This is a genomic window from Acinetobacter higginsii (assembly GCF_000369525.1).
GTDB classification, from domain to species: domain Bacteria; phylum Pseudomonadota; class Gammaproteobacteria; order Pseudomonadales; family Moraxellaceae; genus Acinetobacter; species Acinetobacter higginsii.
Genome location: NZ_KB850072.1, coordinates 1,816,625 through 1,832,341, shown reverse-complemented (window position 1 = coordinate 1,832,341; position 15,717 = coordinate 1,816,625). Strand labels below are relative to the sequence as shown.

The window sequence follows — 15,717 nt, the reverse complement described above, 5'->3', positions numbered from 1 at the left end:
GGAGCGTTATGGCAAAAAAGTATAAAGTTGCCACGATTGCGGGTGATGGGATTGGTTTAGAAGTTCTACCAGAAGGCATCAAGGTTGTAAAGGCAGCAGCAGACAAATATGGCATTCAAGTTCAAATGGATAGCTTCGATTGGGCCAGCTGCGATTACTACCTTGAACACGGCAAAATGATGCCGGATAACTGGTTTGAGATACTGCAGCAGTATGATGCAATTTTCTTTGGTGCGGTGGGTTGGCCTGAAAAGGTGCCTGATCACATTTCACTATGGGGATCATTGCTGCAGTTCCGTCGTCGTTTTGATCAGTATGTGAATTTACGTCCGGTTCGGTTAATGCCTGGAGTGAAATGTCCACTGGCAGGCAAACAACCAGGCGATATCGATTTTTATGTGGTGCGTGAAAACAGTGAAGGTGAGTATTCAGCGATTGGTGGTAAAGCCTTTGAAGGCACTGATCGTGAGTTTGTCTTGCAGGAAGCGGTGTTTACCCGTCATGGCGTCGATCGCATTTTGAAATATGCCTTTGAATTTGCGGATCAGCGTGAGGCTAAGAAAATCACGGCTGCAACCAAATCGAATGGCATTGCAGTCAGCATGCCGTACTGGGATGAACGTGTCGATGAAATGGCAAAACACTATCCGCAAATCAAGGCAGATAAACAGCATGTCGATATTTTAGCGGCACGTTTTGTTCTACAGCCTGAGCGTTTTGATGTGGTGGTGGCATCGAATTTATTTGGTGATATCTTGTCGGATTTAGGCCCTGCATGTACGGGTACCATTGGTTTGGCTGCTTCGGCAAACCTCAACCCTGAACGCAAGTTTCCATCCTTGTTTGAACCTGTGCATGGTTCAGCACCCGATATTTACGGTCAGCAAATTGCCAATCCGATTGCGGCGATCTGGTCGGGTGCGATGATGCTAGATTTCTTGGCAGATGGTGATGAACAAGTCATTCAGGCAGGGCAGGAAATCATGCAGGCGATTGAGCATGTGTTGGTGCATGGCCCGAAAACACCTGATGTCGGTGGAACGGCAAAAACCTATGAAGTGGGTGATGCGATTGCATCCTGTGTGACTCAGCAAAAAATGGATTTATTCGCGATGGAGTAAGTACCTCTGAGGGAATAGTCACTATCCGAGATGGATTGAATAGATATGGATAATCAAATTACAAAGCCTTATACAGATAAGACGCTTGCAATCACCAGTCTTGCCGTTGTATTTACTTCGGTGGCTGGTCTGGCAATCTACTCATCTGAATCAATACAACTGGCTGCAAAATGGATGCAGTGGACTACGTCGGTGTTTACCACGCCAGTCCTGTTATTTGCTTTTTTATCAATTATTTTTACCTTCGGTTTGGCCTTTAGTAAATATGGCAAAATCAAGCTCGGCGAAGGTAAGCCCCAATACAGCACCATGTCATGGATTTTCATGTTCATATTGTCGGGGATTGGGTCATCTACCTTGTACTGGGGCTTTCTAGACTGGGCCTATTATTATCAAACGCCGGGTTTGAATTTAGCTCCTGAATCAGCTGAAGCTCTTAAATACAGCGTGGCTTATTCCTTCTTTCACTCTGGTTTGAGTGCATGGTCGATCTATGCTTTGGCATCGATTTCACTGTGCTATAGCTACCATGTCAGAAAGAATAAAGGGCTGAGCCTAGCGTCAATGGTGGAAGCGGTCACTGGCTTTAAAGCGACAGGACCCGTTGGACGTGTGGTCGACCTGATGTTCTTACTGTGTATGTTTGGTGCTTTAACCATTTCACTGGTTTTGACTGCGGTCACCTTTACTAACATTCTGTCGCAGCTGACGGGTATTCCCAATACCTTTATGACCAAGGTGATTATTATCTTGGCGGTATCCATTCTATTCGCACTGAGCTCTTATGTCGGTATGGATAAAGGCATGCAACGTTTGAGTCATATGGTGTGTTTGGGCGTGGTGCTGTTTGCGATCTATGTGCTGTGCTTTGGACCAACCCAATTCATTATGAATAATTCATTGATGAGTTTTGGTCTGATGGCGACTAACTTTGTCGATATGAGTCTGTTTACCGACCCGATGGGCGATGGAAAATTTACCCGTGAATGGACGGTGTTCTATTGGTTATGGTGGATTTCTTATGCACCGGGTGTAGCGTTGTTTGTGACCCGTGTATCTAAAGGACGCACCATTAAAGAAGTGATTCTTGCCATGGTCATCGGCGGTAGCGTTGGTTTATGGTTCATCTTTGGGGTATTTGAAAATTACAGCGTTCATAGCTTTATTCACGGCATGGTCAATGTGCCGCAAATCTTGAGTCAACAGGGCGGTGAAGTGGCGATTGGTCAACTGCTCGGTTTATTGCCGGCAGGCAAGCTGATGATGTGGTTGTTCCTTGGCATTATGGTGATTTTCCTCGCAGCACATATGGATGCGGTGGGCTATGCGGTTTCTGCAACCTGTACCCGTGGTTTAAGTGAAGGGCAAGATCCATCTCCGAATGCGCGTTTGTTTTGGTGTCTGATGTTAACCCTGGTACCGATTGCGATGATTTTCTCTAAGGCGCCGTTAGACACCATGAAAACGGCCACCATTGTGACTGCCTTGCCGTTTATTGTGATTATTCTGGTACAGACCTATGGCTTGGTGAAATGGTTGATTGAGGATTATTCCAAAGTGCCATCGCATTTGATTGAACAGAGCAGCTTTAGTGACTTGGACGCGCTTGAGCATACTGACCCAAATCAACAGATGCAGATTGATATTGCGGCAACCGCACTGGCACATAAAAGCAGTCAAAAGGAATTGTCATGACAGCACAACCGAACATGCACTATGGGTTAAGCGAAGAAATGCAAAGTCTGGTGTACTGGAGCAGCATTTATTCAGCAGCGGATAACGATATTGATTCAATTCGTGCAGCCTATGATGCGATGTGCCTGCACTACACCTTGCCACGTGATGGTACGGTCAATATTGAAGATAAAACCGTTGCGCATGCCACTCATCGCGTCAATGTTCGGTTGTATTCACCCTTGGGCCAAGCACCTGCGCAAGGTTGGCCTTGCGTGTTGTTTATCCATGGTGGTGGCTGGATGCTGGGCAATCTGGATTCACATGAATTTATTACCCGTTATTTATGTCGTGATCTGAATGTTGCGGTACTGAGTGTGGATTATCGTTTGGCGCCAGAACATCATTTTCCAGCCGCTTATGAGGATTGTGAAATGGTCTATCACTGGCTACGTGCGCATGGCGCAGACTGGAACATTGATCCAACGCAGATTGCCTTAGCAGGCGACAGTGCAGGCGGCAATTTAGCCGCGGCACTGGCGGTTCAATTACAACATACAGGCAATCAGGCATGTGGTTTGGCTTTGATCTATCCATGTTTGGGCATTAGTTTTGATACCGCGTCTTGTCAGCAGCACGCACAGGCGCCGTTATTGACGCTCGAGGAAATGCATTATTACCTGAAGGAATATGCGCCGAATGCAAATGACTGGGAAGATACACGTTTAGCGCCACTAAATGCACAGGATTTTTCTGACATGCCACGTAGCTTTGTTGCGGTGGCTGAATACGATCCACTGAGTGATGACGGGCGTATTTTCGTGGACAAGTTAAAACAAGCCAATATTACCGCCGAGTTTTATCTCGGCAAAGGATTACTACATGGCAGTTTACGTTTAGTACGGGATTGTCCTGTGGTGCAGGATTTATATCAGCACATGCTGAGTTCGTTAAAGCAAATGTTCAAGTGATTTGAACATCAGCCAATTTTGATAAAACGGTCGTTAGGACAAAACAGTTTAATGGAGTAAAACCATGAATGCAGTTGAAAAATTACCAGAAGATTTCTGTTCAAACCCAGATGTGGCATGGACATTTCCAAAAGTGTTCTATACCTCATCTCAGGTGTTTGAGCGCGAAAAAGAAGAAATTTTTGCGAAAAGCTGGATTTGCGTAGCACATGGCAGTGAAGTTGCCCAAGCCAATGACTATATTACCCGTAAGGTGATTGGTGAAAACATCATCGTGATTCGCGGCAAAGACAGCGTATTACGTGCCTTTTATAATGTCTGCCCGCATCGTGGTCATGAGCTGTTAAGCGGCAGCGGTAAAGCCAAAAACGTGATTACCTGTCCCTATCATGCATGGACATTCAAGCTGGATGGTAGTTTGGCACTGGCACGTAACTGTGATCATGTTGAGTCTTTTGACAAGCAAAATTCCAGCATGGTGCCGTTAAAAGTTGAAGAATATGGCGGTTTTGTGTTTATCAATATGGATGAAAATGCCACCTGTGTTGAAGATCAGTTGCCTGAATTTGCACAAAAACTGAATGAGGCCTGTGCGGTAATCAAAGACTTGAAACTGGCGGCACGTTTCGTCACGGAAACACCTGCCAACTGGAAAGTAATCGTGGATAACTATTTAGAATGCTATCACTGTGGTCCAGCACATCCTGGTTTTGCTGACTCGGTACAGGTGGATAAATACTGGCACACCACCCATCAAAACTGGACGCTGCAATATGGTTATGCACGTTCTTCAGAAAAATCATTCAAGCTTGACCCATCGGTGAAGGATCCAACTTTTAGTGGTTTCTGGACTTGGCCTTGTACCATGTTTAACGTACCACCAGGTGCAAACTTCATGACCGTGATTTATGAGTTCCCGATGGATGCGGAAACCACCTTGCAGCACTATGACATTTTCTTCACCAATGAAGAATTGACCCAAGATCAGAAAGACCTGATTGAATGGTATCGCAATGTCTTCCGCCCTGAAGACCTCGAACTGGTTGAAAGCGTGCAACGTGGTTTAAAATCACGGGGTTATCGTGGTCAAGGGCGTATCATGACCGACAAGCAACGTTCAGGAATCAGTGAACATGGGATCGCTTATTTCCAGAATCTTGTTGCGCAACACCATCAATAATTTTGTCTCAGGTATTAGATCAGCGAGGTGTGGCAAACGATAAAGCCACACCTCGCTTCAATCGATAGGAACATGACATGTCAAGTTTGCAAGCAAGTTCGTTATTTCAACAACACGGACTGATCAATGGTCAATGGGTGAGTGCACAATCTAATGCCACCATTCCTGTCACTAATCCTGCGACAGGTGAGGAAATTGGCGTCATTCCCAATATGGGTGCAGTAGAAGCCACCGAAGCAGTCGAAGTGGCGTATCAGGCTTTAGCTGCATGGAAAGGATTAACCGCACAAAAACGTGCAGACCTACTATTAGCGTGGTATCAACTGGTTTTGAGTCATGCTGATGAGCTGGCACGGATCATGACCATTGAGCAGGGTAAACCCTTAGCCGAAGCTTTGGGTGAAGTGAAATATGCAGCTTCATTTATTCAATGGTTTGCGGAAGAAGGCAAACGCGTTTATGGCGATGTGATTCCAACCACCAATAGCCAGCAGCGTTTTATTGTGACCAAAGAACCTGTGGGTGTGGTTGCAGCAATTACGCCGTGGAATTTCCCGATTGCGATGATTACCCGTAAAGCGGCACCTGCTTTGGCGGCAGGCTGTAGCATCGTAATCAAGCCTGCCAATGAAACCCCGTATTGCGCACTTGCGCTTGCAAAACTGGCAGAAATGGCGGGCATTCCAGCGAGTGTCATTAATGTGGTGACAGGCAAATCGCAAGAGATTGGTTCGGTATTTACCAGCCATGAAAAAGTCAAAAAACTGACCTTTACTGGTTCTACACCTGTCGGTCGTTTATTGATGCAGCAATGTTCAGGCACGATTAAAAAGTTGGCACTGGAACTGGGTGGCAATGCACCATTGATCGTGTTTGATGATGCTGATCTAGATAAAGCGGTTCAAGGCGCAATCTTTGCCAAGTTCCGTAATGCAGGTCAAACCTGTGTTTGTGCCAATCGAATCTATGTACATGACAAGATTTATCAGGCATTTAGCGATAAATTTGTGCAAGAAGTACAGAAATTCAAAATCGGCAATGGTTTGGAACCGAATGTACAGATCGGGCCGTTAATCAATGACAAGGCAGTACTGAAAGCAAAACAGTTGATTGATGATGCTTGTGGCAAAGGTGCCCAAGTGGCGTGTGGTGGTCAACAACATGCACTTGGACAAACCTTCTTTGAACCGACCGTGTTAACCGATGTTTCGCGTGATATGGAAATTGTTCAGGAAGAAATTTTTGGCCCAGTAGCACCTTTAATTCGTTTTACTGAGGAAGAGGATGTGGTGGCGCAAGCCAACGATACCATTTTTGGTTTGGCAGCCTATGTGTATAGCGAAAACATTTCACGGATTTGGCGTGTGGCTGAACAACTGGAATATGGCATGGTCGGGATGAACTCAACTGCTATTTCAAATGAAGTGGTGCCATTTGGCGGTGTTAAACAATCGGGTGTAGGTCGTGAAGGTTCTAAATATGGTTTGGAAGAATTTATGACTATTAAATATATGTGTTTAGGATTATAGCAACAATGCCTGTTGGGACTCTCTTCATCGAGGGTCAACAGGCAATATGCAGTTAAAATTAGAAAATGCTTAGATGAGCAGCATGCGGTAAAGAGGATTTAGACATGGCTAGTCATTATGAAATGTTTGCATCGGTGGTCACACGCGTAGAGCAACTGACTCCACTGATCAAACGGTTTACATTTAAACGTCAGGACGGACAAAATTTCCCTCAATTCAATGGTGGCAGTCATATCATTGTGAAAATGAATGATCAACTGTCCAATGCCTATTCATTGATGAGCTGTGCTCATGATCTATCGACTTACCAAGTCTGTGTCCGTAAAGATATTGAAGGTAAAGGTGGTTCAGTCTTTATGCATGATCAGTGCAATGAAGGCTGTGAAATTCTGATTTCTGAACCGAAGAATTTGTTTCCATTGGCGGCAGATGGTGAGAAACATATTTTAATTGCAGGCGGGATTGGGATTACACCGTTTGTACCACAAATGGATGAGTTGGCTGCACGTGGTGCCGACTTTGAATTGCATTATGCCTACCGTTCCCCAGAGCATGCAGCACTGTTGGAAGAACTCAAACAGAAACATGGCGAACATATATTTAGCTATGTTGACTCAGATGGAAAATGTTTGGATCTGGATCAGTTGATTGGCGCTCAACCCAAAGGTACGCATGTGTATGTGTGTGGCCCAAAGCCAATGATTGATGCAGTGATCGATTGTTGTAATTACCATCGTTACCGTGATGAATATATTCACTGGGAACAGTTTGCATCTACGGTACCTGAAGAGGGTGAAGCATTTACGGTTGTATTGGCGAAATCCAATCAAGAAGTGGAAGTGCAAGGCAATCAAACCATTTTGCAAGCGATTGAATTGCTCAATATTGATGTGGAATGTTTATGTCGTGAAGGTGTGTGTGGCACGTGTGAAACCATGATTCTAGAAGGTGAGGCAGAGCATTTCGATCAATATCTGAGTGATGATGAAAAAGCTTCACAGCAGTCGATGATGATTTGTGTGTCGCGTGCCAAAGGCAAAAAACTGGTACTTGATCTTTAATTTAAAGTTTTGAGTTTAAAAATATAAAAAAGCAGCCTAAGCTGCTTTTTTATTGATCAGGAACATTAATTCAGATTTATTTTTTGCCTTTCTTGGTTTTTAGATATTCTTGATAAGATTCTTCGGCAAAGCGTCTTAAGGAATCCCCAATAGCAGCATATTGGTATTCATTCAGGTTGGCCAATGATGCACGGGCAGAAGGATGCTGTACTCCAAAGCCTGAACCTGGTAAAAGCACCACACCCGTTTCATCAGCAACGCGGAATAATAATTCGGTTGGGTTCTTATTCTTCATGACCCAATCTGCAAACTCATTCCCATACAGTGTTCGAGAGGTATTTTCCAAGTTTACTAAAGTGTAGTAATCGACTGAGTTTGGATCAGCAGGAACTTCAACCCCTAATTGGCGATACAGCGCAGCATCACGCTCACGTACCACAGATTTAACCGCCTTCTTATAGTTCTGTTGCGAATCCATCATATTGAATAGGGCAAACAGTACCATTTGCACTTGTTGTGGTGTAGAAAGACCAGCCGTGTGATTGAGTGCCACATTGCGACTATCCGCGACCAGACGATCTATAAATTTAATCTTGGCTGGATCGGTGGTTAAAGAAGAATATCTTTCCTCCAATTCTTTTTTGTCTTTTTTCGACAGCGCAGCCAGTTTTTGATCCAGAATATTATTGTTGGAGAGAGCGATTACCCCGAGTCTCCATCCAGTTGCTCCAAAATATTTCGAGAATGAATACACCAAGATGGTATTGTCTGGGCAGATCGCAAACAGTGATTTGAAATTGTCTGCAAATGTACCGTACACATCATCGGTTAAAATAATCAGGTCAGGTCGTTTTTTCACGATATCAGCCAATATCGCCAAACCTTCATCGCTGAGTTTTACTGAGGGCGGGTTACTTGGATTCACCAGAAAGAAGGCTTTAATCGATGGGTCTTCCAGTTTCCGCAATTCAGATTCAGGGTATTGCCATCCGAGTTTTGGATCGGCCTCGATCAGGACTTCTTCAAGTTGATAGTCATTCAGTTTTGGAATTTCCAAATATGGTGTGAAAATAGGTGCACCAATCGCGATACGATCGCCATTGGCAATAATTTTATTCTCTTTTAAGGAGTTAAAAATATAGGCCATTGCTGCGGTTCCACCTTCGACCGCAAACAAGTCTAAGCCTTCTTTCGGCATGCCTTGGACGCCCATTTCACGTAGGATATATTCTTTGATAATCGATTCACTGATACGTAGCATGCGGTCAGGGACAGGGTAGTTACAACCTAAAATTCCCTCAACCATTTCCAGTAAAAAAGCATCTGGATCTAAACCGAGCTGATCTCGGACATAGGAAATGGCTTTGCCTAAAAATACTACACCGGGTTTATCCCGATTGTGCATAATGAAGTTATCGAAGCGAGATTGCAGACCAACTGGGCGAGGGAAGCCGCCTAAGCCTTCTGGCATATAAGAGAACGAAAACTCTGATTCCGTTGTTGAAAATAGCCCCAATTGGAAGAATGCCCGACGCGGAATCGTGGCTAAAAAGTTCGGATTTCCGCGGCCTGCATTCAGCATCATCCTGTCTGTTTTGCTTTGGGCAAGCTCAATTAAATTGTCTTTTAGTTCGAATGGGCTAAGTTTTGAGTATTTTGAATAATCAACGTTCCCCATGGGAAGTCTCCTTAATTATAGTGACGGCAATAAAATTTTGAATATGGATTTAAGCAAGGCCAACAATCAGTGGGCCAAGCAGAGTTAAGAATACGTTTGCCAAGGCATAGGTAATTGCGAAAGGTACGGTCGGAATCGAGTTTCCAGCTTTATCTAAAATTGCACCAAAGGCAGGGTTGGCACTACGCGAGCCAGACAAGGCGCCTGCCATAACGGCAACGTTGTCATAACGCAGCACATAACGTGCAAAAAGCATGGACAGAATTAGTGGTACCAATGTGACCACAACACCAATCATAAAGAGTGAAAGACCACTGTCTTTAATGGTTTGAATCGCCTGTAAACCAGATTGCAAGCCAACCGCAGCAACGAATCCTGCAAGACCTAGATCTTTCAGGAGTTGCGATGCAGCTAAAGGCATATTGCCATGGACTTGATTGCGGCTGCGCAACCAACCAAACAGAAGACCTGACAGTAACGCACCACCACCTGCACCAAGTGTTAGAGGGACATCACCAATACGGACTACAAACAGACCAATCAATAAACCAACGACCAAGCCTGCGCCGTGGAAAATCCAATCGGTTTTTAAGCTTTCTGGCAGTGCTGTGCCTGCTTCTTTGACTAAACGATCAAGATCACTTTTAGTCCCATACACGGTGATGACATCCCCTTGATGTAAAACGGTGTCATCACTCAAGCTCTGCGTTTCATCGTTACGTTTAATCGCCAGCACGTAAATCCCATGCTTTAAATAGGCAGGCGTATTGCCTTTGATATCGCCGAGACTGCGATTGATATACTTGGAATTTCTTAGGATGACATCGGTCGTATCCATAATCATTTCCATACCTTGTGAAGACTGTAGTTCAGTACCAATTTGGTCTGAAATAGCAACAACACTGGCACGACGGCCGACCAGCAATATCACATCATCTGTTTGTAAAGTTAGTTCTGGTGCCACATCAATCAATTGATCTTTACGCTTTAAGCGCTCGATGGTAATGCTACTTTGTTTGGATTCAAGTTCTGCAACAGTTTGTCCATTGGCTTGTTTGACTTTATAAATACGTCCGACAATTTCAGGCATTGCAAGCTCTTGACCTGGTGCTAATTCAAAAGCACCTTTCAGACGTTCGGATTGTGCTTTCAAAGCATCATCGTGAATTTCTTTGCCCATAAATTTAGGCAGAATATTCACACAGACAATGATGGCACCCAATGAACCAAAAATATAAGTCACCGCATATCCGATGGCGACATTGGCCTGTAGCTTTTGAATCTCAGCCAAGGGCAGGTCGAGTCGAGAAATTGCATCACCTGCAGTCCCAATAATTGCAGATTGGGTCATTCCACCAGCAGCAAGTCCTGCGGCTAAACCTTTGTCTAAATGGAATAACTTTGCCATGACCAAGACTGTGATTAAGCCGCTGACCGCCATGAAGACTGCTAATAGGATTTCTTTTATCGATTGTGGACCCAATGATTTGAAGAACTGTGGGCCACTTTCAAAACCAACTGCATAAATAAATAATGCAAATAGAATGGCTTTGACCCCATTATCGACGGGAACACCGATGAGACTGAGTACGACTGCAACAAGTAGGGAACCTGCTACACCACCGAACTGAAATTTTCCGAATTGAAACTGACCGATCCAGAAACCTATTGCTAAGGATAAGAACAATAGTATTTCTGGGCTATGTTTTAATTCGCCTTGTAACCATTCAATCATTTTTCGATCTCACTTTTCTTATTCGATCTATCTTTAGGTTTGAAATTTATTTATTTTTCATGTTTTTTTAAAATACGCCTCAGAGCGATTCTGTGCAAATCTATTGATTTTATTGTATTTTTATATTTTCAAAGTCTAAGTTGTTATAAAAGCTAAATTTTTTTTCAAAGTGTTGTTATATAAAAATATATTTTAACTAAAGATAAAAATAAAGTTACACAAATAAACAAATTGGAATCTAAGTATTTACTAGTGTTTTATATTTTTTTAATAAATTTTAAATAATAATTAATTTTTTATAATAAATATTTAATATTATGATTTTTAATGAAAAGTGTGATTTTAAAATGTAACTATTAATCAGATTTAAAATAATATTAAAGTAAGTTGTATTTTTGTAAATTACATTTAAAAAACAAAGTATAAATAAAGAGTTACTCTAAGTTACCAAGGCTTGAATAAGTTTCCGTTTATATTTTATTCAAAATAAACACTTTAAAAACATACATAAACGATAAGGTGAAATAATCATGAATAAAGTCTATAAGCTGGTGTGGAATGCTTCAACTGGTGTTTGGGTAGCGGTATCTGAGCTGGCTAAATCCAGAGTAAAATCAAAGACAATTAAGGTTTCAGCTGCTGTCATACTGGTTAATTTTAGTGTAGGGATTGGCGCAAGTTATGCAGATGAGGTAATTCAGGGAAATAATATACAAGTCGTTACAGATAATAGTGATCCGTTGAATATAAAGCACACAATTTCTACATCGGATAATGTTGCTTTTAAGAATGTCACCGTGGGGACGGTGGTGGTTGATAGTACAAGCAATAAAATCTCTGGATTGAGTGATGGGGTGAATAATGATGATGCTGCAACCTTTGGGCAATTAAAAACTGTTGATAATAAAGTCAGTCAAAATAGCTCAGATATTTCATCATTAAATTCTAGTGTTTCGAAAAATACAGGTGATATTTCGTCAATAAACTCGAGTGTATCTAAAAACACAGGTGATATTTCCTCACTAGCTAATCGAGTCACGGTGAATGAAGGAGATATTGCAAATTTACAGTCATCAGTTGGAGGAATATCGAATCAAACCTGGAAAATTCAAGCAAATGGTGATGCTGCAACATCAGTAAAATCTTCTGATACAGTTCAGTTTTCAGATGGTGCAAATATTGCGATTACCCGATCAGGAAATAATCTGACTGTTGCGACAAAGCCAGAGGTTAGTTTTGACAAAGTTACAGTCGATGGGGTTGTGATCGATAATGGCCAAATTACAGTGACTAAAAATGCCACTGTCGGTTCTGGATCTAAGGAAGTTGTGACTGGTGATCAACTGTATAAAGTTGAACAAGACTTATTAAATGCAGGGATTGAACGCGCTAAATATTTCCATGCAACTTCAGTTTTAGATGATTCTGTTGCTGATGGTACCGACTCAGTGGCGGTAGGGCCAAAGGCTGTGACCAATATAGCGGCTAAAGATGCGGTGGCGATTGGTAATAATGCCGTTGTCGGAACAGCAACCGTTGCGGGTACACCTGCTATCGATGGCATAGAGTCAATTGCGATTGGTAAAGACACTAAAGCACTAGGCAATAAAAATACCGTGATTGGGCAGGCAGCGACGACGGATACGATGGAAATTACCAGTTCGATTGCGATTGGTGATGCTGCAAAAATTAGTGGTACCAGCACCAAAAATGCCGTTTCTATAGGTTCTAACTCAATTTCAAGTGCCGAGAATGCGACTGCATTAGGGGCTGGTGCAGAAGCTTCTGCATCGAATGCCACCGCTATTGGTCAAGGAGCTAAAGCAGCTTCAGGTTCAGCAATAGCCTTGGGAGATAGTGCAATTGCGAGTGGAGCAAATTCTACTGCACTGGGTTCAGGCGCTCAGGCGAATAGTACCAGCGCCATTTCTTTAGGTGCAAATGCAGGTGTGGGTACGGTCAATAATGCAGGAAATAGCAATCAAAACCATATTGCAATTGGTACCAATGCAGGACAAAACATCAAAGGCAATGAAAATATCGCCATTGGTTTAGAAGCATCCAATGGTACATCGGGAAATTATAATATTGCGATTGGTTCGAAATCGGGTCAGGCTTCCGCGGGCGAGGAAAATGTCAGTATTGGTTATTTATCCAATCAAAATGCCAAAGAAACGGACCATACCACAGCGATTGGTGGACGTTCCATTTCAGGTCAAGCGGCTGTTGCTGTTGGTTATTTAGCAAGTGCAGACAATCAAGGTGCGGTTGCAATTGGGGCTGCTTCAAAAGTAGAAGGGATTGATGACGGCTCAGGTACAGGAACCAAGAAAAATGCAGATAATGGTGTTGCTGTCGGGATTAATGCGTGGTCTAAAGACAATAGTATCGCATTAGGTTCTAACTCAGTCGCTTCAAAAGAGTTAGCCGAAACACAAACAGGTTATTTGACCTCATCTAAAACCAGTAATCAGGGTGTCATCTCAGTGGGTTCGGATGGTTCAGGCGGCGTAGCTGCATTTAACCGTCGAATCGCCCATGTGGATGATGGTGCAGATGGTTATGATGCAGTTAACGTGAGACAGTTGAAAATTGCTCAAGAGAAAGTAGGTAATTTAATTGGTGGCGATGTTAGCGTAGATAACAACGGTAATTATTCGCAAATTACCTTAAAAGATAATAATGGCAAGGAATATAAATACAATACAGTGGTCGATGCTTTAGGTGCAATCTCAAGTGGCGCTGTACTGCCAAGTATTGATAATGCTGTGACTTATACAGATGCAACCTCTAAGCAAATTAATCTAAGACCCAATACGGTAATTAGTGGTTTGGCACCAGGTAAAGTGGGTACAGATGCGGTGAATCTGGCTCAAATGCAAGAAGCCGTTGAGGCAAGCCGAGTCAAATATATCAGTGTTAAATCTGAGGCGATTGGTAACAAAAATAATGAAGGTGCTTCTGGGGTAGATGCGGTTGCAATTGGGCCTGAAGCCATTGCCCAGAATAAAAATAGTACGGCAATAGGTTCGCAGGTCTATGCTCTTGGTGATAATGCGACCACGATTGGTTCAACAGGAACGATTGCATATGATGCAGCAGGTGTTGCGATTGGTCAGCATGCGATCAGCCGTGGTGAAAATAGTATTGTCATTGGTAAAGATGCGAAATCAGAGCCACAAACCAGCAATGATAAAGTCAATGATGCGGTTGCAATAGGGACAAATGCACTGGTGACTAACAGTAAAGGGATTGCGATTGGTAAAGAAACCATTGCACGAGGAGAGGAAAGTATTGCGCAAGGCTATGATGCTCGAGCCAGTGCCGATCGGGCGCTTGCCGTTGGGGTCAGCAGTCGTTCCTCAAGCACAGATGCACTGGCTTTAGGTACGCAAGCATCGGCATCTGGAACCAATGCGCTGGCGACTGGTAAACAAGCCAATGCTAATGCTCGTGACTCAATTGCAACAGGAACACAAGCCACAAGTTATGCAACCAATGCAATTGCACTAGGAAATAACTCTATTTCAGGGAAAGCCAATCCGACCAAAGATGAAATTGACAACAATCTCAATTCAAATACGATTGCCATTGGTACAGATAGTTTTGCTCAAATTCAAAGTGCAATTGCTCTAGGGAATACGGCTCGAGCGACTGAGGAAAATACCATTGCCGTGGGTAAAAACAGCAAAGTTGAGGCGAAAGATGCAATTGCGATTGGTCTAGATGCACAGACGACTGGAGCAAATGGAATTGCTTTAGGTAAACAAGCCAAAGCAGACGGGGAAAATGCGTTGGCTCAAGGTGTTTCAGCTAAGGCATTAAACCTTAACTCCATTGCACAAGGGAACAATGCACAAGCTATTGCAGATAATGCAACTGCAATTGGTGCAAATGCTTTGGCGACAGGCAGCGCAGCAATTTCACAAGGTACCAATGCACAGGCAACAGCCGAAGGTGCGACTGCCATAGGTTCAAATACAGTTGTTAATCATAACAATGCTGTTGCCCTTGGTAATGGTTCGCAATCTGCCGATTATGTACAAACAACCAGTACGGTAATTAATGGCAAGACCTATAATTTTGCGGGTACGCCTACCAATTCTTCAAGTGTAAGTGTGGGTAGTGCAGGGAATGAACGTACCATCGTCAATGTCGCAGCAGGTCGAATCAGCTCAACCAGTACGGATGCGATTAATGGTAGTCAATTGCATCAAACCAATACTGCAATTGAAGATTTAGCCAATACAGCACTGACCTTTCAAGCAGATAGCGGTGCCAATGTACAGCGTAAACTTGGAGAAACGCTAAATGTCGTTGGTGGTGTAACAGATGCGAGCAAATTGACAGATAACAATATTGGTGTTGTGGCTGATGGAAATAACAAGCTCACGGTTAAATTAGCCAAAGATGTGAAAGTCGATAGCGTCAATGCAGCAGGCACATTGATCAATAGCAATGGTCTTAGCTTTGTAGATGGTAGTGGCAATGCGATCGCGAATAGTCCAAGTATTAGCAAGAACGGAATTAGTGCAGGCAATCAAAAGATCACCAATGTCGCCAAAGGTGATGTGAATGCCACTTCGACTGATGCGGTGAATGGCAGTCAATTGAATGAAGTTCAGCAAATTGCCAATAAGGGTTGGAATCTCACCACCAATAATAATGCGGCCAGCAAGAGCAATGTTGCACCTGACGGTACTGTAGATATTTCCAATGCAGACAGTAACCTTGTGATCAGCAACCAAGGCAATAATGTGGATATCCG

The 15,717-nt window shown here is 43.2% G+C and carries 9 protein-coding genes; 7 read left to right on the top strand and 2 right to left on the bottom strand.

The genetic code is table 11. From position 1 onward, the window contains the following. Positions 1-8: 8 nt before the first annotated feature. From F902_RS14740 to cntB, 6 genes are all read left to right on the top strand, one after another. The gene (locus tag F902_RS14740) at positions 9-1,121 is read left to right on the top strand and encodes a tartrate dehydrogenase (protein WP_005204623.1); all 1,113 of its coding nucleotides are present in this window, start codon (positions 9-11) and stop codon (positions 1,119-1,121) included. A gap of 39 nt (positions 1,122-1,160) precedes the next feature. Next, positions 1,161-2,816 (top strand): BCCT family transporter, encoded by a 1,656-nt coding sequence (locus F902_RS14735; protein ID WP_171061082.1) that lies wholly within the window; start codon positions 1,161-1,163, stop codon positions 2,814-2,816. Further along, positions 2,813-3,766 carry an alpha/beta hydrolase gene (locus F902_RS14730; RefSeq protein WP_005204620.1) on the top strand — a complete coding sequence of 318 codons (954 nt, stop codon included), beginning with the start codon at positions 2,813-2,815 and terminating at the stop codon, positions 3,764-3,766. The genes F902_RS14735 and F902_RS14730 overlap by 4 nt, the downstream gene beginning before the upstream one ends. A gap of 64 nt (positions 3,767-3,830) precedes the next feature. Then, positions 3,831-4,946 (top strand): carnitine monooxygenase subunit alpha, encoded by a 1,116-nt coding sequence (gene cntA, locus F902_RS14725; protein ID WP_005204619.1) that lies wholly within the window; start codon positions 3,831-3,833, stop codon positions 4,944-4,946. Between the two features lie 77 nt (positions 4,947-5,023). After that, a complete protein-coding gene (locus tag F902_RS14720) occupies positions 5,024-6,475 on the top strand; it encodes an NAD-dependent succinate-semialdehyde dehydrogenase (protein WP_005204617.1) in 1,452 nt (483 codons plus the stop codon). A 104-nt stretch (positions 6,476-6,579) separates the two neighbouring features. Further along, positions 6,580-7,536, top strand: coding sequence for a carnitine monooxygenase, reductase subunit CntB (cntB, locus tag F902_RS14715; RefSeq protein ID WP_005204616.1), 957 nt, complete (start codon positions 6,580-6,582; stop codon positions 7,534-7,536). Positions 7,537-7,612: 76 nt separating this feature from the next. Here the strand turns inward: cntB and F902_RS14710 are convergent, their stop codons facing one another. After that, positions 7,613-9,214 carry a bifunctional aspartate transaminase/aspartate 4-decarboxylase gene (locus F902_RS14710; RefSeq protein ID WP_005204615.1) on the bottom strand — a complete coding sequence of 534 codons (1,602 nt, stop codon included), beginning with the start codon at positions 9,212-9,214 and terminating at the stop codon, positions 7,613-7,615. Positions 9,215-9,263: 49 nt separating this feature from the next. Then, positions 9,264-10,949, bottom strand: coding sequence for an aspartate-alanine antiporter (gene aspT / locus F902_RS14705; RefSeq protein WP_004806114.1), 1,686 nt, complete (start codon positions 10,947-10,949; stop codon positions 9,264-9,266). 530 nt (positions 10,950-11,479) lie between these two features. Here aspT and F902_RS22695 point away from each other — a divergent pair. Next, positions 11,480-15,717 (top strand): ESPR-type extended signal peptide-containing protein (locus F902_RS22695; RefSeq protein WP_005204614.1); only part of this gene is annotated, 4,238 nt, incomplete at its 3' end.

What these genes read in the sequence shown, in the direction of transcription:
- F902_RS14740 (WP_005204623.1), top strand. Translation starts at nt 9, where the DNA reads ATGGCAAAAAAGTATAAAGTTGCCACGATTGCGGGTGATGGGATTGGT.
- F902_RS14730 (WP_005204620.1), top strand. Translation starts at nt 2,813, where the DNA reads ATGACAGCACAACCGAACATGCACTATGGGTTAAGCGAAGAAATGCAA.
- cntA (WP_005204619.1), top strand. Translation starts at nt 3,831, where the DNA reads ATGAATGCAGTTGAAAAATTACCAGAAGATTTCTGTTCAAACCCAGAT.
- F902_RS14720 (WP_005204617.1), top strand. Translation starts at nt 5,024, where the DNA reads ATGTCAAGTTTGCAAGCAAGTTCGTTATTTCAACAACACGGACTGATC.
- cntB (WP_005204616.1), top strand. Translation starts at nt 6,580, where the DNA reads ATGGCTAGTCATTATGAAATGTTTGCATCGGTGGTCACACGCGTAGAG.
- F902_RS14710 (WP_005204615.1), bottom strand. Translation starts at nt 9,214, where the DNA reads ATGGGGAACGTTGATTATTCAAAATACTCAAAACTTAGCCCATTCGAA.
- aspT (WP_004806114.1), bottom strand. Translation starts at nt 10,949, where the DNA reads ATGATTGAATGGTTACAAGGCGAATTAAAACATAGCCCAGAAATACTA.